A 20,085-nucleotide genomic window follows, 5' to 3' on the forward strand; every position below is an offset into this window, starting at 1 on the left:
GATACCGCCCGTCACCGCGTATGCTCACGGTGCCTCCTGCAGCTCCGGAGGCATGAACTTTCCGGCGGCGAGTCCGCCGTCGATGGTGACTTCCGCGCCGGTGACATACGACGATGCGTCCGAGGCGAGGAAGGCGACCAGCTCCGCGACCTCTTCCGGCACACCGGTGCGCTGCAGTGGCAGAGTCGGGAAGCTGCCCGGACCGGTGGTCAGATACGGGACCATCGGGGTCGCGATCGGGCCGGGGTGAACGGAGTTGACGCGAATTCCTCTGGGCCCCAGTTCGAGTGCCGCGGTCTTGGTGAGACCGCGCAGCCCCCATTTGGAGCTGCCGTACGCGGAGTGACCCATCAGCCCCTCGAGCCCGGCCTGCGACGAGATGTTCACGATCGACCCGCCCGCCCCGGACATCGGCCCCACGACCGACCGGATGCCTCGGAACGCGCCCACCAGATTGACCTGGAGAATCTTCTCGAGTTCTTCCGGCGTGGTGTCGGTGAGCGGTTTCGCGGTGTAGATGGCGGCGTTGTTCACCAGTACGTTCAGCGCACCGAATTCCGAAAGGGCCACGGCGACAGCGGCATTCCAATCGTCGGCGGAGGTGACGTCGTGGCGGACGAAGCGCGCCGCCTCGCCGAGCTCGTCGGCCAACTGCTTTCCGTCGGCGTCGAGAACGTCGGTGAGCACGACCCGCGCACCGCGTTCGACGAACAGGCGTGCCTCCGCCGCGCCCTGCCCGCGTGCCGCGCCGGTGATCAACGCGACTTTGCCTGTGAGATCGACCATTCGACTTCTCCTCCTCGGAAATATGCCGAGATCCTGCGCCGCATTCGGCGTACTCGGCTCGCGGCAGTCTCGATGAGCGAGATCGGCGCGTGGTTCGGCTGTGACGGGTTCACTGATTCCGGAAGTGCGGGATGACCTTTTCGCCCCAGTGCCGGATCGTCTCGAGGCATGCCTCCTGCGGCACGGTGCCCATCTGGATGAGGCACAGGATCTCGTCGGCGCCGGCATCGCGCAGTCGTTCGACGTAGGCGATCGCGTCCTCCGGGCTGCCGTAGGCGTGGTCGGCGTTGAACACCGAGGTCGATCCCGCCTTCACCGGAATCTTGGCCTCGTGCAGGTAGGCGACGTGCTCGTCGGCGGCCTCCTTGATCCGCGCCATCTCGTCCACGGTGGGATCCACGGCCTCGTCCGGCACCGGACCCGCGCCGTAGTAGTGCTTGATCGACTGCGCGAAGAACCGCTGGCCACGCGCGCCGATCTGCTGTGCCCGCTCCCGGTCGTCGAGCACGATGGTGGGGCACAGGGCGGCGAAGTGGTCGTTGGTCACCGTCGAGACGAACCGCTCGCCGGTGCGGGCCGCGATCGCCTCGTCGTAGGTGCGGCGCAGTTCCGCGATCTCCTCCACACCCGCGAAACCCAGTACCAGAGCGCCGATTCCGTAGTCGGCGGCCAGCTTCAGGGTGTCTTTCTTGGTGCATGCCATGAACAGCGGCGGATGCGGACGCTGCACCGGACGCGGCAGCAGCGCATGCGGCTCGATGTCGAGCAGGTCGCCGTGATACTCGAAGACGCCTTCGGGGTCCTGCCACGCCGTGCCGATCATCCGCAGCGACTCCTCGACCTCGGCATAGGTGCGTGCCGGGTCCACCCCGCACATGGAGGTCTCGACCGGTGTCGCACCGCGCCCGGCGCCAAGATTCAGCCGGCCGCCGGAGAGCACGTCCAGCATCGCCGCACGCTCGGCCGCGCGCACCGGATGGTTGAAGTTGAAGGGCATGCACACCACGCCGTGGCCGATCCGGATGTGCTGTGTCTTGGCCGCCACCCAGGTCAGGAAGATCTCGGGGGCGCTCATATGCGCGTACCACTTGAGCCCGTGGTGCTCGACGGCCCATACGGTGTCGAAGCCCATCTCGTCGGCCAGCACGGCTTGCTCCACACAGTCGCGCAGCACCTGCGCCTCGTGCTCGGCGGTCGGATCGGTCATCTGGGCTTCGAAGATCATCGAGAACTTCATCCGCGTGCTCCCTGTCGTCGCGTGTATGCCTAATCGAAATAGTCCTTTCCGGACCCGCACTGGTCAGCCCGAAGTCCCGCTGGTCGGGACCGTGCCGTGTCGGCGCGGCCGAGCGGCCATAGCGTCGAATGCAACGACGGGGAAGAAGGACGGATGACACAGGAATTCGAATTCGACGTGGTGGTCGTCGGCTCGGGCGCGGCCGGTATGACCGCGGCATTGACCGCCGCCTATCGCGGGCTGTCGGTGACGCTGATCGAGAAGAGCCGCAGCTTCGGCGGATCCACCGCGCGCTCCGGTGGCGGTATCTGGATCCCGAACAATCCGGTGTTGCAGGCCGCGGGTGTGCCGGACAGTCCCGAACTGGCTCGGACATATCTGAAAGTCGTTGTGGGCGAACGCGTTCCGGAGGAAAAGCAGCGTGCCTTCCTCGATCACGGGCCGGAGATGATGCGCTACATCGGTGCGCGCAGCAAGTACTGGCAGTTCGTCTACGACCGCGGCTACTCCGACTACCATCCGGAATTCCCGGGCGGGCTGGCTCAGGGGCGCAGCATCGAACCGGCTCCGATCGACGGCCGGCTGCTCGGTGGTGATCTGCACAAGATCAACCAGCCCACCATGTCGGGGCCGAAGGGAATCGCCTTCACCGTCAGCGACTTCCACGATCTGAACATGATCGCCCGCACCTGGGCGGGTAAGCGCACCGCGATGAAGGTGGGGGCGCAGGCCGTGGCGAACAAGCTGCGCGGCCGGCTGCCGCTGAGCCTGGGCAAGGCCCTGGCCGCGCGGCTGTGGCTGTCACTGCGCGACGCCGGGGTGCCGGTGTGGCTGAACACCCCGCTGACCGAGCTGGTCACCGAGGCCGGCGCGGTGGTCGGGGTGCGCGCCGAACACCAGGGCGTTCCGGTGCTGATCAAGGCGCGTCGCGGCGTGGTGCTGGCGGCGGGCGGTTTCGAACACAACCTGGAGATGCGCAAGCAGTACATCTCCGGGCCGCAGTCCACCGACTGGACGGTCGGCGCCACCGAGAACGTCGGCGAGGGCATCGTCGCGGGCCAGAAGGCGGGCGGCGCGGTCGATCTCATGGACGACGCGTGGTGGGGACCCTCGGTGCGCAACCCCGAGGGGCCGCCGTTCTTCTGCCTGGCCGAACGCGCGCAACCCGGCGGCATCATGGTCAATCACGCCGGGCAACGGTTCGTCAACGAGTCGGCGCCGTATGTGAATGTCGTGCACACCATGTACGAGCAGCAGGCCGCAGGGGTGGACCACATCCCGGCGTACTTCATCATGGATCAGACCTTCCGGGACCGGTATCTGTTCCTCGGCAATTTCCCGAAGCGCCCGATTCCGCAGAAGTATCTCGACGCCGGAATCATCACCCAGGCCGATACGCTCGAGCAGCTGGCGAACAAGATCGGCGTTCCCGCGGCGACGTTGGCGGCCACGGTGCAGCGCTTCAACGGTTTCGCCCGCAGCGGACGCGACGAGGATTACGGTCGCGGCGATTCCGCCTACGACCGGTATTACGGCGACCCCACCGTGCAGCCGAATCCCTGTCTGGCCCCGCTCGAGCGAGGGCCGTTCTACGCCGTGGAAATGGTGCCCGGCGACCTGGGCACCAAGGGCGGGCTGTGCACCGACGAATATGCCCGCGTGCTCGACGAACAGAACGCACCGATCGCGGGTTTGTATGCCGCGGGCAACAATTCGGCGTCGGTCATGGGTAACGACTACGCGGGCGCGGGCGCGACGATCGGGCCCGCCATGGTCTTCGGGTACATCGCCGCCAACCATCTCGCCGACGCACGCGAACCGCAGACCGCGGCCGCCGCATCGGCGTCGAAGCGGGCGACCAACGGCCGCAGGGCCGCCGCGCGCACGGGACAGGAGTGACCATGGGCAGGATCGACGGTAAGACGGTCGTCGTCACCGGCGGAGCCCGGGGAATGGGCGCGGCGTTCGCGCAGCGGCTCATTTCCGAAGGCGCCTCCGTCGTGATCACCGATGTGCTGGCGGAGGAGGGCAAGCAGACCGCCGCACGGCTGGGCGATGCGGCGCTGTTCCTCGCCCACGACGTGACCGACGAAGCCGCGTGGAACGATGTTGTCGCGCAGGCGGAATCGGCGTTCGGTCCCGTCTCGGGCCTGGTCAACAATGCCGGCATCGTGCATGTCGATCCGATCGAAACCCTCGCCGAAGCCGACTACCGCAAGGTGATCGATGTCAATCAGGTCGGTGTTTTCCTGGGCATGAAGGCAGTCGTCGGATCGATGCGGCGGGCCGGTGGGGGGTCGATCGTGAACATCTCCTCGGTCGGCGGGATCATCGGCTTCTCCAACATCCTCGGTTACACCGCGTCCAAATGGGCGGTGCGCGGCATGACCAAAGCCGCGGCACAAGAGTTCGGGCCCATGGGAATTCGCGTCAACTCGGTGCATCCGGGTGTGGTGATGACCGAAATGACCACCGATTCGGCGCGGTCGAATTCGATGTTCCACGATCAGCCGCTGGCACGTCCCGGCACTCCCGAGGAATTGGCGAATCTCGTGCTCTTCCTCATCTCCGACGAGTCCGGTTACAGCACCGGTTCGGAATTCGTCGCCGACGGCGGATTCACCTCCCACTGACACAAAGGATTTCCGCGGTGAAGAATTTCGCAGGTAAGACCGCCGTGATCACCGGCGCCGGAGCCGGCATCGGCCGTGCGCTGGCCTTGGAGCTGGCCGGCCACGGCGCTCGCCTGGCCCTGTCCGGCCGCAATATCGACAATGTCGCCGAGACCGCCGCACGGTGCGAGAAGAAGGGCGCCCACGCTCGCGCCTACCGTCTCGACGTCACCGACCGGGACGCGGTGTACGCCCACGCCGACCAGGTGGCCGGCGATTTCGGTGGGGTGAACATCGTGGTCAACAACGCGGGTGTGTCGCTGACCGCCAGCACCGAAGAGGTCAGCTGGGACGATTTCGAATGGATCGTCAACATCAACTTCTGGGGCGTGGCCTACGGGACGAAAGCCTTTCTGCCGCACGTGATCGCCTCCGGTGACGGCGCGATCGTCAATGTGTCGAGCATGTTCGGCCTGGCCGCCTGCCCGACCCAGGGTGCCTACAACGCGACGAAGTTCGCGATCCGGGGCTTCACCGACGCGTTGCGCCAGGAAATGAAGATCGCCGGGCACAACGTCGCGGTCAGCTGCGTTCATCCCGGCATGATTCAGACCGAGATCGCGTGGAAGGCGCGCGCGGGAGCCACCCGGGACCGCGATGCGCTGGCCGCCAACTTCGACCGGCTCGCCAAAACCAGTCCGGAACAGGCCGCCAAGGCGATCGTCGACGGCATCCGCAAGGACAAGGCGAAGGTGCTGATCGGCAACGACGCCCGGATGATCGACCTGCTGCCGCGGATCTTCGGCTCCGGATATCAGAAGATTCTCACCGCCCAGATGCGCAACGAAGTCGGCGCGTAGGCCACTCGCGGCCGGGCCGGCGATCAGCGGCCCGGCCGCGAACATCATTGCGCGCAACGTAATCGGCGCTTGTGCACCTTTCCCGCCGGAGTGCGAGGCAACCGGTCGAGTATCCGCACCGTGCGCGGAATCTTGTATCCGGCCAACCGGGTGCGACACCACGCGAGCAGGTCGTCCGCGTCGAACGGCGCCGTCCCGGAGGGAACCACGAAGGCGGCGCCGACCTCTCCGAGGCGCTCGTCGGGTACGCCGACGACCGCGACCTCGGCGATCCCGGGAAAGCCGCGCAACGTCTGTTCGACCTCGGCCGGAGAGACGTTGAAACCGCCGACGATGAACATATCCGCGAGCCGATCGGTGACCCGCAGATAACCGTCGGGGTCGAGAGCGCCGACGTCACCGGTATGCAGCCAGCCCTGCGGATCGACCGCGGCGGCAGTGGCGTCCGGGTCGTCGAGATATCCGCCCATCACGTTCGGGCCGCGCACCACGATCCGGCCCGGCGTACCGACCGGCACCTCGCGACCATCGGTACCCAGGATGCGAATTTCGCTGCCCGGCAAAGCCTTACCCACGGTGTGGGCGGTGCGGTCGATATCCGTGCCGGGCGGGCAGACCGTGACCACGCCGATGGATTCGGTGAGACCGTAGGCGGTGAACACCTGATCGGCGCCGAGGTCGGCGCGCATCCGGGCGATCAGCTCCGCCGGGATCGCTGTGCCGCCGGTGCCGGCCAGTCGCAGCTCCGGGTAGGACCGCCCCACCGCGAGCAGATCGGTGAAAACCGTCGGCGGGCCGGCGAGTACGGTGATTCGCTCGGCCGTCATGAGATCCGCCGCGGATCGTGGATCGAACACCGCCACCGGAAACATGGTGGCCGCCCGCAGCAGGCAGGCGACGATGCCCGCCTTGTATCCGAAGGTGTGCGAGAACGGATTGACCAGCAGGCAGCGATCACCGTGGCGCAAGGTGACCGCGCTCGCCCACCGATCCAGCACGGCGAGGGTTTGCCGATGGGTCGCCAGGACTCCCTTGGGCGTGCCGGTTGTGCCGGAGGTGAACAGAATGTCGGAGAGTGCTTCCGCAGATACCGCGTCGGCGCGGGACCGCGCTTCCGACAACGGGATTCGCTCGCCTCCGGCCAGGAACGCCCGCCAGCCGGTCGGTGCGCTGCCCGACCGGCGCCCGGCCGGGGACGACTGGGCACCGGTTCCGGCCGAGTCCCGATGCGACCCCGAAGCTCCGGCGGATGCGAACACATCGTCGGCTGTTTGTCGATCCGCCGCTGTGCGGCGGGAGTGGGCGATCTCGGGCGCGACGCCGGTGCTGTCCATCGTGCGCGTGTCGGACAGCACGACCCTGAAATCCAGATCCGGCAGGACGCCCTGATCCGTGAGCAGGCTCGGATAGTCGATTCCCAGAAATCCGCGCACCGTGAACAGCCCACGGCATCGGGTGCGGCGCAGAATGTCCGCCGCTTCCGGTCCGCGCAGCCGGGTGCCGATCGGAACCAGGGTGGCCCCCGCGCCGAGCAGGCCCAGTGCCGTCACGATCCAGCGCGCACTGTTGGGCGCCCAGATCGCGACACGATCCCCGGCGGTCACGCCGCAGGCCATCGCCGCGCGGGTCACCCGCGACGCCTCGGCGTGGAGTTCGGCATAGGTGCGGCGGGTGCGGCCCTCGACGATCGCGACGGTCGACCCGTTCCGGCGTGCCTGTTCGGATACCAGACCCGGGATCGTCGCCCACGCTGTCGGAAATTCCGGCTCCGCCGTCATCTCTTCGCACACCATCGCCGTCTGGATACACCCTGTCGAACACACCTCGCCGGCCGCCGGTCGGGCGGTCCACGGCCCATGGTGCCGCAGGCAGGTGCCGCGCAGGCCGTTGGCACACCACGAGTCCCGGTCAGTGGTATCGCACGCGCGCCGGCGGGTCCGGCATCCGCTGAGCGGGACCATCGCTACTGGCCCGAGCGGTCGGGCGGCACTCTCGAAGGATGACCGGGGCGGCTGGGGGTTCGATGCCTCGATGGATGGACCGAAGGAGTGACATGACCGCGGGTGCGGAGCTGGCCCAACGATCCGAGACCGTCGTCGGACTGGACGGCGACTGCCCGTTGTCGCGGGACCGGATCGGCGGCAAGGCCTGGAGTATCAACCACATGCGCGGGCTCGGGCTGCCAGTGCCGCCGGCATTCGTGCTCACCACCGACGCGTGGCGTGATTTCACCGAGCGGGGCGCGATCGCCGACGACATCTGGCGGGCCGTCTGCGACGGCGTCGCCATGCTCGAACACGGCACCGGCCGCACCTTCGGCTCGATCCGCCGACCGCTACTGGTATCCGTGCGCTCGGGCGCGGCCGTGAGTATGCCCGGCATGATGGACACCGTTCTCAACCTCGGCATCAACGACGGCGTCGAACAGGCGCTCGCCGCGGCGACCGGCAGCGCCGGCTATGCCGCCGACACGCATCGGCGCTTCCGGGCGCAATATCGCGAGACGGTGCTGCAGACGCCCGACGGCGTGGTGCCGGCGGATCCGTGGGAACAGCTGCGCGCGGCGATCTCCGCGGTGTTCCGGTCGTGGGATTCGGTGCGCGCCAAAGCGTATCGACGCAACCGCGGCGTGTCCGACGACCTCGGCACCGCGGTCACCGTGCAGGCGATGGTGTTCGGCAACCTCGACGACGCGTCCGGCACGGGCGTGCTGTTCAGCCGCAACCCGAATACCGGCGACGGGCCGGCCTACGGGGAATGGCTGGTCGGTGGGCAGGGTGAGGATGTGGTGTCCGGCCGCACCACGCCGCGGCCGCTGAGCGACCTCGCCGCCACTCAGCCGCAGGTGCACGACCGGCTGATCGCCGCCGCGGACCTGCTCGAACGCGACGGGCGCGATATCCAGGACATCGAATTCACCGTGGAATCGGGCACGCTGTGGATGCTGCAGTCGCGACCGGCGAAGCGTTCGGCGCGGGCGGCGGTGCGGGCCGCGGTCGCGATGGCGGAGGAAGGGCTGATCACCCCGGCGGAGGCACTGCGGCGGGTTGGGGCCGACCAGATTCGCGTCGTCCTGCAGCCCGCGACCACGGCGGCGGATGCGGGCGAAGCGCTGGCTCGCGGCGAATCGGCCTGTCCGGGTTTGGCTTTCGGTGTCGCGGTCACCGATCCCGACGAGGCCGAGGCGCGCGCGGCTGCGGGGGAGAATGTCGTCCTCGTCCGGCCGACGACCAGTCCCGATGATCTGCCCGGCATGATCGCGGCCCGTGCGGTGGTCACCGAACTGGGTGGTACCACCTCGCATGCCGCTCTGGTGAGCCGGGAACTCGGGCGGCCGTGTGTCGTCGGATGCGGGCCGGGTGTCGTCGACGCGCTCGCGGGGCGCACTGTCACCGTCGACGGCGGCGCCGGCGTGGTGTGGGCGGGCGAGGTCGCCGGTGGAGATGTGGACGGCGCGGTCCTCGACGATGTGCGCAGGCTCGCCGAATGGGCGAATGTCGTACCCGATGAACTCGCGGGGACGCTCGCCGGTGACGCGGAAGTCGTTGTGGCCGAGGCCGTTGTCCGAAACGTGACCGAGCTGGAACTGCTGCGGCTGATCGGGGTGAAGGGCCGGGTCCGCGGTGACGCGGTGGCCGCGAGCCTGGGCGGCGACGCGGACGAGGTGAGCGCGCGATGCGCGGATCTGGTGGCCGGTGGTTTGTGCGCCGACACGCCCGCGGGTGTGCGGTTGACACCCGATGGGCGAAATCGCCTGGCCGAGCTGCTGACCGCCGAACGCGGCGGGGTCGACACCGCCGTCATGGCCGCCGCTTACGAGGACTTCTGCGTGGTCAACGCGGAGCTGAAGCAGATCGTGACCGCGTGGCAGATGAAGGACGCGGCCACCCCCAACGACCACGGCGACGCCGAATACGATGCGGCGGTGCTGGACCGGCTCACCGACCTGCACACCCGGGTGCGGCCGCTGGCCGAGCGGCTGGGATCGATCGCGCCGCGGCTGGCCCGGTACCGCGAGCGGCTGGAGACGGCCGTCGAGCGGATCGCCGACGGTGACCACGCCTGGGTGGCGCGGCCGATCATGGACAGCTATCACACCGTGTGGTTCGAACTGCACGAAGATCTGATCGGGTTGTGCGGACTCAGCCGTGCCGACGAAGCGGCGGCCGGCCGTGCCGAGTAATCCGATCGCCCGGGAATTCGACGCGACCCGGCGCTGGGTCGACTTCGAGGAAATCGACAACGTCCGCGATCTCGGCGGGCTGCCGGTCGGCGGCGGTACGACGCGATTCGGCGTGGCGCTGCGGTCGAGCACCCTGCAGCAGGCGACCGAGGCGGATGTGGCGTTGCTCCTCAGCTCGGTCGGGATGCGCACCCTGATCGACCTGCGGCTACCCGACGAGGTGGAGCGGGAAGGCTACGGTCTGCTGGCCACCGCGGCGATCGAGAAGGTGAACCTGCCGGTCCGCAAATCGGCGCAATCCTCGCTCGCCGCACGGGATCTGGTGCCGGACAAGACCCGCGTGGATCTGGCGCAGCTGTACGGACAGCTGCTCGCCGGCAGTCCGGAGGAGATCGTCGCCGCGGCGCGGCTGGTCGCCGATGCCGACCGGCAGGCGGTCGTATTCCATTGCGCGGCAGGTAAGGACCGCACCGGAGTATTGGCGGCGGTACTGCTCGATGCGGTGGGGGTGGCGCCGGAGGTGATCGCCGCGGACTACGCCCTCACCAACGAGCGGATGACGCGGGTCCGCAACCGGCTCGACGCGCTGAACTCCTATGCCGGGCTGCCGCCGACGAGCACCGGGATCCTGGCTGTCGAAGCGGCCGTGATGCTGCGGTTCCTCGACGACCTGCGCCGCCACCACGGCGGTGCTGCCCGCTGGCTGCGCGAGCACGGGCTGACGGCCGAGGAGCTGACGATGTTGCGAGTCGCCCTGGTCACCGGGTGGTGAAGGCCCTCACCGCGAATAGTCGCGGAAGGTCATCACGAAGGCGGGTGCGGCAATCATGACGAGCAGGATGTAGGCCAGGACCTGCAGGCCGACATACGGCAGCTCGTGCACCCAGATGCCCAGGAACAGAACGCCCAACAGCAGCAGCACGCCGTAGAGCGGTGTTCGTTGCGGGTGGTCGCCCATACCCATGACTCCACGATACTCAGCCGGGCCGCCGTCCGACAGCGCTCGATGAGCCGCAGGCTCGAACCCTGCTGTGACCGGCGATCCATGGGAGAATCCGGAATCGACGATGGCCGACGCCGGGAGGAACCCATGCCCACCCAACCGTTGACCCAGCAGAACTTCGAGCAGGTGATCGCGAGCCATGCGATCGTGCTCGTCGACTTCTGGGCCTCCTGGTGTGGCTGGTGTACTCGCTTCGCCCCGATCTTCGCCGAATCCGCGGCCGCGCACCCCGAGATCGTGCACGCCACCGTGGACACCGAGGCCGAGCAGACCCTCACCGCCGCCGCCCAGGTCACCAGCCTGCCGACCCTCGTCGCCTTCCGCGAGGGCCTGCTCGTCTACTCCAATCCGGGCTTCCAGACCGCCGCCCAACTGGAAGAGGTCGTCCAGCAGATCCGCTGGCTCGACATGGACGAGATGCGCCGCGAACTCGGCGCCCGGACCCCGGCCGTCACCGCACCCACCCCACCGATGGCCCGCGCCGGCGCCGCCACCGGCCGCCCGCACTACGGCTGGCCGGGTCTGAACCCGCGTTAGGTCTTCTTCGACCCAGCATGATCGCCTGCGCCGATGCGGCGCACCCGTGTGGCCCGGTAGGTGTTCTGGAAATCGATCATGACGACGGTGGCGTCGGCCAGGCGGGGCAGCTCGTCGTCGAGGCCGAGGACTCGGCGCAGGGGAGCGGCGACGGCGGACATGGTTACCTTCTTTCCTTGGAGGACAACGTTTTCGGGCAGGACGGAGCGCCGGGCCGGGCGGTCGCCCGGTCCGGTCGTCGCAGAGGAGATCAGGCGGAGGTGCGGAACCGCCGGCGGTACGCGCCGGGGTTGGTACCCAGCCGTCGCAGGAACGCGCGGTGCAGGGTCTCCACCGAACCCAGTCCGGCGGACCGGGCTACGCGCGACAGCGGGAAGTCGCTGGTTTCCAGCAACCGCCGGGCCGACTCCACGCGCGCGGCTTCGACATAGGCGGCCACGGTGAGCCCCATCTCCTGCCGGAACACCCGCGCGAAATGCCGCTCGCTCAGGCACATTCGGCTCGCCAGTGCGGCGGCGGACAAATCGGCGTCGAGATTTTCCGCGATGTAGGTGCGCAGTTGTTCGATATCGCGGCGGGCCGGCGCCGGACGGCTCAACGGCACGCTGAACTGACTCTGGCCGCCCTGGCGGCGCAGGTAGACGACGAGTTGGCGGGCCACCGACAACGCCAGGTCCTCGCCGTGGTCGTCGGCGACCAGCGCCATGGCGAGATCCAGGCAGGCACTGATTCCGGCGCCGGTCCACACCCGGCCCGAGCGCGTGAAGATCGGATCCGGATCCACCACGACCGCCGGATGGTCCGCGGCCAGCTGTCCGGCCGTCGACCAATGGGTGGTGGCCGTTTTCCCGTCCAGCAGCCCGGCGGCCGCCAGCAGATGCGCACCCACACAGACCGAGGCGATCCGGCCGGTGCGCGGCGCGACCTCGCGCAGCCAGCGAACCACCTCGTCGTCGACGCGGGCGACCGGGCCGGACGGCGCCGGATCCACCGCGCCCGGCACGATGAGAGTGTCCACGCCCGAGCCGATGTCGTCGAAGGACAGATCGGTGACCAGCCGGATGCCGGCCGAGGTGCGCACCACACCTCCATCCGGTCCGGCCAGTAACACCTCGTAGTCGGCGCTACCGCCGCTCTCCCGATTGGCTAGTGCGAACACCTCCGCCGGCCCGGTGACGTCGAGCAGATCCACGTCCGGAAAGGCCGCGATAACCACACGATGCTTCGATGACATGCCTCCCATCCTCTGGGTTGCCCCGTGGCGATCGCAACGACGGATCACTGTCGGATCCGGTCATGTGCGCGGACGGAACGCCCACCCCGCTGCCGCGGCCAGCAATCCCATCGCCGCCATGTAGAGCCAGCCGGCGCGGAAATCGGCGAGGTCGTAGCCCGCGGTGCGGGTGAGGATCGCGGTCAGCACGGCAACGCCGAGTGCCGATGCGGTCTGGCGCGCCATCATCAACGTGCCCGAACCCAGGGACAGTTGATCCGGTGGCAGCAACGACGAGGCGCCGAACAGCGGCGGTTGCAACAGGGCCGTACTGACGCCCGCGAGCACGGCTCCCGGCAGGAAGACCAGCGGATACGAAGCGCCGCAACCGCTCAGAGCGATCCACCACCCCGCGCCCGCCGCGATGGCGAGCCCACCCAGCGCGGCGGAGGCACGGGCGCCGATGCGAGCGACGAGGCGGCCGGACAGTGGTGACACCAGCAGGCAGCTGATCGGAATCGGCGCGATCCCCAGGCTGGCTCCCAGCTCGGAGTAGTGCCACTGCGCGGTGAGGTACAGGGTGCCCGAGAGCAGGAGGGCCGCGAAGGCCAGGTAGTAGCAGAACACGCCGAGGGTGGCGATGCGAAACATGCTGTGCCGCAAAACCGCCGGACTCACCACCGGATCGGGATGGTGTCGTACGTGGTAGGTGAAGGCCGCCGCGAGTGCGACCGCTCCGGCCAGTGTCGCGGCCGTGGCCGCCGACCCGTAGCCCCACGCCGCCGCCTGGACGAAGACGGTGGTCAGTGCCGCGGTGGCGCCGAGAATCAGTGCGGCGCCGAGCAGATCGAGCCGGCGCCGCACCCGCGCCCGGATGTCGGGCAGTACCCGCCATCCGACAGCGAGCGCCGCCATCGTGATCGGCACGTTCAGCCAGAAGATCCACCGCCACCCCCATTCGAGCAGTAGACCGCCGATCACCGGGCCGCTACTGGCGCCCGCCGCGGCGATCGCGGTCCAGATCCCCATCACCGTCGGATGTTCGCGAACGTCGAAGGAGGGCAACACGAGTCCGAGGCCGGTCGGAACCAGCAGCGCCGCCGCCGCGGCCTGCACGACCCGCGCGGCGATCAACGCCACCAGCGTCGGCGCGACCGCGCACCCGATCGAGGCGACGCCGAAAAGTGTTATCCCGATGAGGAATCCACGTCGGCGGCCGGTGTCGTCGGCCAGACGGCCCGCGGGGACCAGCAGTGCGGCCATCACGATCGTGTAGGCGTTGAGCACCCACGACACGGTGTTCGGAGAGGCGCCGGCGAAGGAGGTCTGCAGGGTGGGGAAGGCGACGGTGACTGCGAAGAGGTCGAGAATCGCGAGGAATTGCGCGACGCTCGCCACCGCCAGAATCCGCCACCGCCGCGGCGATTGGGTGATCGGCGTATCCGCGCGAACATTGGCCGTAATTGTCATGTATGCAACTATTCAGCCGCAGAACCACCGGATCGAGTGGCGGATTTGCCAACATGCGCTAGATTTCTGACATGACTGCGGACGTGATGTGCGAATCCGGACACGCCGGAACAGTGGCGGTCGCGGTGGCGCCGGGCCAGCCGGTGTTCGAGGTCGCGATCCCGTACCAGGTGTTCTTCGAACCGCCGCCCGGGGTCGACGCCGAGCAGTGGTATCGGCTGCGCATGTGCGGCCCCCGCGGCACCCGGCATGCGACGCTGCGCGATCCGTTCGTCACGCTGACCGATTACGACTACGACGATCTGATCGCGGCCGACACCGTCGTCGTCCCGGCGACCCCGAACGTGCGCGAGGAGCCACCCGCCGAATTGGTGGCGGCCGTGCGCGCGGCTTACGAGGCGGGAGCGCGCATCGCCGCATTGTGTTCGGGCGCTTTCGTTCTCGCGGCGGCCGGTCTGCTCGACGGGCGCCGCATGACCACACATTGGAAGCATGTCCCGGCCCTGCTGGAACGGTATCCGCACCTCGATGTCGACGCGAGCGTGCTCTACATCGACGACGGGCAGATTCTCACCAGCGCGGGAACCATGGCCGGGATGGATCTGTGTATCCACCTGATCCGCAAGGACCTCGGCTCCCGCGTCGCCAATGCCGCCGCGCGCGGGCTGGTGGTGCCGCCGCACCGCGCGGGCGGGCAGGCGCAGTATCTGCGGAATCCGGTGCCGGTCGACGCGGCCGATCCGGGCGTGGCCGCGACCCTGCAGTGGGCGCTCACCCGGCTCGACACCGTACTGACCGTCGGGGACCTGGCCCGGCACAGCGGACTCAGCGAGCGGACCCTGGCCCGGCGATTCCATGCCGAACTGGGCACGACCCCGCTGCGCTGGCTGCTCACCCAGCGCATCATCCGAGCGCGAGAATTGCTGGAAACCACCGACCTCGCCGTCGACGTGGTGGCCGAGCGCTGCGGCCTGGGCAGTGCGGCGAATCTGCGCGCCCACTTCGGGCGCGAGGTGGGCGTCTCACCGAGCGAATACCGTCGGTCGCACCGGAGCAATCGGCACGAGGTGGTCGTGGCGGCGCAACACGCGTAGACCGGTGCACCGGCAGCGCGCCGGTCCGATGATCGTGGCTAACCCCGCGCCGCGGCAATTCCCGCGCGGCGGCCGAAGAACGTCCCGTCACCGAGCGACGTCCCGCTGATATATCCCTGCCCGTGCAGATTGACCGCCGCGCGGCCGGCGGCGAACAGTCCGGGCATGAGTGCGCCGTCGATATCCAGGACCCGGCCGTGCCTGTCGGTGTGCAAACCGCCGAGCGTGAACACCGAGGCGCCGGTGCCTCGGCGGTCGCCGGCTTCGGCGGGCGGGCGAATGCCGGCGCGCACATCGATGGCCGCCAGCGGGGCGCGCAGCGGACGTAGCCACCGCGCCGCCTTGTGCTGGTCGGGATCCGTTCCGGCAGAGGCGAATTCGTTGTAGCGGCACAGTGTGGCCGCCAATGCGCCCGGCGGCAGATCCATCGCGGCGCCGAGTTCGTCGGCGGTTTCGGCCAGATGGGTCGGCTGCACACCCCAGCGTTGTTCTTCCGGCACGGCCTCGAACGCTTCCTCGTCGACCACCACCCACACCCGCATACCCTGCGTGAACAGCGCCGCCTGGCCGATGCGGCCCGGATAGGTGTCCTCGTTGACGAAGCGCTGTCCCTTGTCGTTCACCACGATTCCGCGCGCGGCCAATCCGGGAATCAGCGAAATCCCCACCTGCCCCGTCGACATGTGCCGCACCGCCGCACCCGCGGCCTGCGCCATGCGGATGCCGCTGCCGTCGTCGGTACCGGCGCTGACCTTGGTATGGCCGAGCAGCAGCGGGGCGTGCGCGGCGAGCATCTCGTCGTTGTCGACGAATCCGCCGGTGGTGAGGACACATCCGCGCCGGACTCGAATCGTCAGTTCGCGGCCGTACTGCCGGGCGACCACGCCGGTGACCGTGCCGTCGCCGGCGAGAATCAGCGCTGTTGCGGCGGTGTCGAAAAGGGATGTCACACCGGCCGATTCGGTTGCCGCGCTGAGGCATTGCATCAGCAGGCGGCCGCCGAAGTCGTTGGCGGTGGGCCGATGCCCGCGCGGGGCGGGACGTGCGATCTCGGTGAAGGGCCAGCTGTTCTCGCCGAGCCACATCAGGCCGTCGTCGGTGGGTGGCACCCACGCCGGGGCATCCCAGAGCGACGGTGCGAACGGCACGCCGCGGTCGACCAGCCAGTGGAAATGTTCGACACTGTGCTCGCAGTAGTCGGCGATCTTCGCGGTGTCGGCGCCGGGGCCGAGGGCGGCGGTCAGGTAGGCGGCCATATCGGCCGGGGTGTCGTCGAAGCCGCAGGCGGTTTGGATCGGGGTGCCCCCGCCGAGGTAGATCTCACCGCCGGACATCGCCGACGAGCCGCCCGGACCGCCCGCGCGATCGAGCACCAGGACCCGCGCTCCCGTGCGCGCGGCTTCGAATGCCGCTGCGGCACCGGCGCATCCGTATCCGACGACCAGCACGTCGGTGTCCAGGTCGTAGCGGGTGATCTCGGTCGACGATCGTGGCGTCACCGCGTGAACCGGCATGGTCTGCCTCTCCTCGGCGGCACGCCGCGCTCGACGGTGAGCGCGGCGTGCCGGTGGCCGGGTCCGAGTGGGTTCAGCGGCCCGGCTTGTCCAGCAACTTGGCCTTCAGGGCGTCGACCGTCGCCGAATCCACGCCCAAGCCGTCGGACAGGAACCGATCGAAGGATCCGTAGGACTGCTGGACCTGGTCGAAGGAGGCGTCCAGATAATCGGCCTGGACACCCAGAATCGGTTCGAACAGCGACGGATCGGTGACCAGACCCCGCTGCATCAGCGCATCCATCTGTGCCTTGTTGCTCGCGGCCAGATAGTCGTTGGACGCCAGGTAGTCCTTGTAGATCTGGCCCTTGGGCACATCCAGCGCCGACATCAGGATCGCGGTCATCCAGCCGGTGCGGTCCTTACCGGAAGTGCAGTGGTAGAGCACCGCATTCGGGGAGTTCGCGATCTCCTTCAGCGCCGAAGCGAACTGCGCCCGGGCCGAACCGTCGCTGACCAGCCAGCGGTAGTAGTCGCGCATGATCTGCGCGGCCTTCCCGTCGCCGAGCTTGTCCTGCTGCACCTGCGGTCCGCCGGCGATGGTGCTCGACACCATGAGATAGAAATCGTTGTTCGGATCCCAGATCGACTGCGCGCTGTAGGGGATCGACGACGGCAGCTGATCCGGGGCGGCCTTCATCTCGTTCGGGCTGCGGAAGTCGATGGCCTTGCCGATCTGCAGCGAAACCAGTTTCTGCTGATCCGCCGGCGTCAGCCGGTTGAGCGCATCGGAGCGGTAGACCAGGCCGAACCGAATCTTCCCGCCTCCGTGCTGCGTCGGATAGCCACCGATATCGCGGGCGTTGGGTGCGGAAATGCCCAGGGACTGTTGCTGATCCGAGGTGGCCGGCGCGGTGTGGACCAGTGGCGGCGCAGCGAACGCCGGGGTGGTCGCGGCGGGGAGGACGGCGATGAGCGCGGCGGCCAAACCGGCCACCGACCCCCGCAGGACATGCGAAATCGGCACGGGTGGTGTTCCTTTCCTCGAGGTCCGCCGGATCGACGACGGACCACGTCCTGAGCCGCGGATTCGTTCGCGCGGCGTCGTTTCGGCGAGCCTCAGGCGTCGGCGTCGGCCAGCAGCGTCACGGTTCCGGCGGCGCCGTCGACCCGAACCCGCTGACCGTCGGACAGACCCGTGCTGGCGGTCTTGGTGTCCACCACGCACGGAATGCCGAACTCGCGGGCCACGATGGCCGCATGCGAGGCCGAGCCGCCGATATCGGTGACCACCGCGGCGGCGTAGGCGAACATCGCGGTATGGCCGGTATCGGTGACCGAGGCGACCAGGATGTCGCCGGGCTCGATATCGTCGTCGGAGCTCAGCACCAGTTTCACCGTGCCCTCCACGACACCGGCGCTCACTCCGGTGCCGGTGAGGCTCTCGCCGACGGCGAGCGCACCCGAGACCGGCTGCGGTTCCCAGCGGCCGACCACCAGATCCGGCATCCGCACCGCCTGCAGCCGCACCCGCTCTTCGCGTCGGCGTGCCACGCGATCCTTCAGATCCGCCGGGGCCCACAGCAATTCGTCGAGCGTGAGGAACCAGGCGTCGTCGACATTGTTGAGTTCGTGCCGGTCGACCAGACGCGCCGCCAGCTCACGGGCCGCCATGCGCAGGCAGTTCGTATACCGCACCACCGCATCGCGGACACGTTCCCGCGAGACCGTGGCGCCGACGGCCATCCGCGCGGTGCGGGCGGTCGGGTCGGCGACCGCGTCGCGCTTCGGCGCCGGGAGTTCCGCGGCCCGAGCCGCGGCCGTGACCAGCAACTCGGGGCGGTCGCCGAAGGTCGGGTTGAGGAATTCGCATTCGCCCGGCCCGCGATGGCCGACCACCGCCAGTTCGGCGTCCAAGGCCTGCGCGAAGCGCGGCGAGCGGCTGCGGGCCAGGGCGACGTCGCCGGCCCGGGCGGCCTCGTGAACGGCGGGTTCCGCGCGGCAGACCGCGGCCAGCCGTTCCACCGCCAGCATCGGTCGCGCCGATTCGAGGCGGTTCACGTCGATCGGAACGTCCGGATCGTCTTTGCCGCGTGCGTGCATGGCGGTCGCGGCGCCGACCAGCATGACGCCGATGGAGGCCGCCGCCCACGACTGGTTGAGCCGATCCCGCCACAGCAATGCCCGCGCATGCAGCTGCGCATCGGTCAGCTTCTCGATGTCGTTGCGGGACAGTGCCTCGCAATGTGAGGCGGCGTTGATCGTTTCGGTGGTGGTACCGAAGCGCAGTGCTGTCGCCAGCACCCGGCCGGTGGCCTTGGCCGTCCCCCAGCTGCTGCCCAGTCCGGTCGGCATCGGCGGACGGCCCTGGGGCTGCAACGGGACCTCGGGCGGGATGGCGCCGTACACGTCGCGGCGGATGCTGTCCTCGTCCCAGCCCGGCATATTGTCCGCGGCGAGGACGCCGATCGAGGCGTTGATGAAGATGTGGTGGCCGAGCACCGAGGTGACGCGGCTGGTCCAATGCTCGAGGGCGATGCCCTCGAGGGCGATCATGTGACCCATCGCGGCATTGGCGAGCCGGATGGCCCCCGCCTGCAGGTCGATGGTGAGTGGGCTCATCGGGCCGGGCAGCGCCTCGGAGGTGTTGGTGGCGGTGTGCACGGGAATGCGCGGGTCGACCCGATCGTCGAATTCGCCCTCCAGGCCCTCCGGCGCGGCCACCTCCAGCGGATGCCCGTCGGAAGTCTTCGCGCGGGCGGGAATCACATAGTCGGTCAGCGGGATCGCGCCGCGGCGGGCGCGGAAGCCGGTGCCGTGCGCGCGGCGGCCGATCAGGCCACGCACCATGTCCTCGACCACTTCGGTGCCGGTCCAGCCGTAACGGAAGTCCCAATCATGCTGTGCGGCAGCAGGATCGAGATCGGGCAGGCGACTGCCGCCGGTGCCCGGTACGCGAGGCGGAATCCGCAGACCGGCTTCCCGCAGCATGGTCCGCGCCTGTGAACCGGAAACAAGCTCGGGCGCAACGAGGTCCACCGCGCCGATGCGATCGGAAATCGCAGCTAGTACCAGGAAGCGTTCCACGTCGTCGGTGTGCACCAGCGGAATCCGCTGAGAGCCGTTCGCGTTCAGCAGTGTCCGGACCACCGCGCGGCTTCCCTCCGTGGTGCGCCGACCGGCTACCAAGGCGGGACGAACCAGCAGCGCCCGTGCGCCGGTGGCCGCAATGGCTGAGCGCGCCAGGCTCTCCCGCTCGGGCGAGGCGAGCACAACCAGCCGGGCGCCCGCCTCCTGCGCCGCGGCGGCAACCGCCGCGACCGGTCCGTCCGAAACGTCCAGCACCACGTCGCAACCGTCCACGATGCCGCGGTAGGCGCCGGCACTGCCGGGATCGGCGATATGCACCTCGATCCGCGGGTCCACATACCGGTGCCGGACCCGGTCCGCTCCGGCGACGTCGTGCCCGGCGGCCGCCAGCATGCGCGCCACCGCGCGACCGGTGGGTGTGGTGACTCCGGTGATCAGGACCCGCATCGACTCTTCCTCCTCGCGTGCGCCACCCACGAACGTGACGCCGTTCACACACCATGACGA

Annotated in this window: 17 protein-coding genes; 7 read left to right on the forward strand and 10 right to left on the reverse strand. The window is 69.0% G+C overall.

Annotated elements, in window-relative coordinates; genetic code table 11:
- Nucleotides 1-24: 24 nt before the first annotated feature.
- Together NE2_RS08400 and NE2_RS08405 are read right to left on the reverse strand one after the other, a co-directional pair.
- Nucleotides 25-786, reverse strand: coding sequence for a glucose 1-dehydrogenase (locus tag NE2_RS08400; protein WP_063025412.1), 762 nt, complete (start codon nt 784-786; stop codon nt 25-27).
- Between the two features lie 109 nt (nt 787-895).
- The gene (locus tag NE2_RS08405; protein WP_063025414.1) at nt 896-2,023 is read right to left on the reverse strand and encodes an LLM class flavin-dependent oxidoreductase; all 1,128 of its coding nucleotides are present in this window, start codon (nt 2,021-2,023) and stop codon (nt 896-898) included.
- A 153-nt stretch (nt 2,024-2,176) separates the two neighbouring features.
- On the opposite strand from NE2_RS08405, the gene kstD reads away from it, so the two are divergent.
- The 3 genes from kstD to NE2_RS08420 are packed head-to-tail and all read left to right on the forward strand — an operon-like array spanning nt 2,177 to nt 5,495.
- Nucleotides 2,177-3,922 carry a 3-oxosteroid 1-dehydrogenase gene (kstD, locus tag NE2_RS08410; RefSeq protein ID WP_063025416.1) on the forward strand — a complete coding sequence of 582 codons (1,746 nt, stop codon included), beginning with the start codon at nt 2,177-2,179 and terminating at the stop codon, nt 3,920-3,922.
- Between the two features lie 2 nt (nt 3,923-3,924).
- Nucleotides 3,925-4,656 (forward strand): glucose 1-dehydrogenase, encoded by a 732-nt coding sequence (locus tag NE2_RS08415; RefSeq protein ID WP_063025418.1) that lies wholly within the window; start codon nt 3,925-3,927, stop codon nt 4,654-4,656.
- 17 nt (nt 4,657-4,673) lie between these two features.
- Nucleotides 4,674-5,495 (forward strand): SDR family NAD(P)-dependent oxidoreductase, encoded by an 822-nt coding sequence (locus tag NE2_RS08420; protein ID WP_063025420.1) that lies wholly within the window; start codon nt 4,674-4,676, stop codon nt 5,493-5,495.
- Nucleotides 5,496-5,539: 44 nt separating this feature from the next.
- Here NE2_RS08420 and NE2_RS08425 read toward each other — a convergent pair whose 3' ends face one another.
- Nucleotides 5,540-7,273 (reverse strand): AMP-binding protein, encoded by a 1,734-nt coding sequence (locus tag NE2_RS08425; RefSeq protein ID WP_084493907.1) that lies wholly within the window; start codon nt 7,271-7,273, stop codon nt 5,540-5,542.
- A 275-nt stretch (nt 7,274-7,548) separates the two neighbouring features.
- On the opposite strand from NE2_RS08425, the gene NE2_RS08430 reads away from it, so the two are divergent.
- Together NE2_RS08430 and NE2_RS08435 are read left to right on the forward strand one after the other, a co-directional pair.
- Complete coding sequence (locus NE2_RS08430) at nt 7,549-9,678, forward strand: pyruvate, phosphate dikinase (RefSeq protein WP_063909331.1); 2,130 nt, start codon at nt 7,549-7,551, stop codon at nt 9,676-9,678.
- The gene (locus NE2_RS08435) at nt 9,668-10,450 is read left to right on the forward strand and encodes a tyrosine-protein phosphatase (protein WP_167356722.1); all 783 of its coding nucleotides are present in this window, start codon (nt 9,668-9,670) and stop codon (nt 10,448-10,450) included. The genes NE2_RS08430 and NE2_RS08435 overlap by 11 nt, the downstream gene beginning before the upstream one ends.
- Before the next feature lie 6 nt (nt 10,451-10,456).
- On the opposite strand, the gene NE2_RS08440 is transcribed toward NE2_RS08435, so the two are convergent.
- Nucleotides 10,457-10,642, reverse strand: coding sequence for a hypothetical protein (locus NE2_RS08440; RefSeq protein WP_063025426.1), 186 nt, complete (start codon nt 10,640-10,642; stop codon nt 10,457-10,459).
- Nucleotides 10,643-10,768: 126 nt separating this feature from the next.
- On the opposite strand from NE2_RS08440, the gene NE2_RS08445 reads away from it, so the two are divergent.
- The gene (locus NE2_RS08445) at nt 10,769-11,218 is read left to right on the forward strand and encodes a thioredoxin family protein (protein WP_063025553.1); all 450 of its coding nucleotides are present in this window, start codon (nt 10,769-10,771) and stop codon (nt 11,216-11,218) included.
- On the opposite strand, the gene NE2_RS34830 is transcribed toward NE2_RS08445, so the two are convergent.
- The 3 genes from NE2_RS34830 to NE2_RS08455 all read right to left on the reverse strand — a co-directional run bounded on the left by NE2_RS34830 (nt 11,215) and on the right by NE2_RS08455 (nt 13,901).
- The gene (locus NE2_RS34830) at nt 11,215-11,379 is read right to left on the reverse strand and encodes a hypothetical protein (RefSeq protein WP_218018576.1); all 165 of its coding nucleotides are present in this window, start codon (nt 11,377-11,379) and stop codon (nt 11,215-11,217) included. The genes NE2_RS08445 and NE2_RS34830 overlap by 4 nt on opposite strands.
- Nucleotides 11,380-11,468: 89 nt before the next feature.
- A complete protein-coding gene (locus tag NE2_RS08450; RefSeq protein WP_063025428.1) occupies nt 11,469-12,452 on the reverse strand; it encodes a GlxA family transcriptional regulator in 984 nt (327 codons plus the stop codon).
- Between the two features lie 60 nt (nt 12,453-12,512).
- Nucleotides 12,513-13,901 carry an MFS transporter gene (locus tag NE2_RS08455; protein WP_106958603.1) on the reverse strand — a complete coding sequence of 463 codons (1,389 nt, stop codon included), beginning with the start codon at nt 13,899-13,901 and terminating at the stop codon, nt 12,513-12,515.
- Nucleotides 13,902-13,972: 71 nt separating this feature from the next.
- Here NE2_RS08455 and NE2_RS08460 point away from each other — a divergent pair, with 71 nt between their 5' ends.
- Entirely contained in the window at nt 13,973-14,995 is a 1,023-nt protein-coding gene (locus tag NE2_RS08460; RefSeq protein ID WP_228831070.1) for a GlxA family transcriptional regulator, read from the forward strand.
- A 38-nt stretch (nt 14,996-15,033) separates the two neighbouring features.
- Here the strand turns inward: NE2_RS08460 and NE2_RS08465 are convergent, their stop codons facing one another.
- The 3 genes from NE2_RS08465 to NE2_RS37500 form a co-directional block, all read right to left on the reverse strand.
- Nucleotides 15,034-16,509, reverse strand: a complete 1,476-nt coding sequence (locus NE2_RS08465) for an FAD-dependent oxidoreductase (protein ID WP_063025430.1) — start codon at nt 16,507-16,509, stop codon at nt 15,034-15,036.
- Between the two features lie 73 nt (nt 16,510-16,582).
- Nucleotides 16,583-17,515: a tyrosine-protein phosphatase gene (locus NE2_RS08470; protein WP_233429714.1), complete on the reverse strand. Its 933-nt coding sequence runs from the start codon at nt 17,513-17,515 to the stop codon at nt 16,583-16,585.
- Between the two features lie 92 nt (nt 17,516-17,607).
- On the reverse strand, nt 17,608-20,025 hold the full coding sequence (locus NE2_RS37500) for a PEP-utilizing enzyme (RefSeq protein WP_146165289.1): 2,418 nt from the start codon (nt 20,023-20,025) through the stop codon (nt 17,608-17,610).
- Between the last annotated feature and the right edge of the window lie 60 nt (nt 20,026-20,085).

Source organism: Nocardia elegans NBRC 108235 (assembly GCF_001612845.1).
GTDB classification, from domain to species: Bacteria; Actinomycetota; Actinomycetes; order Mycobacteriales; family Mycobacteriaceae; genus Nocardia; species Nocardia nova.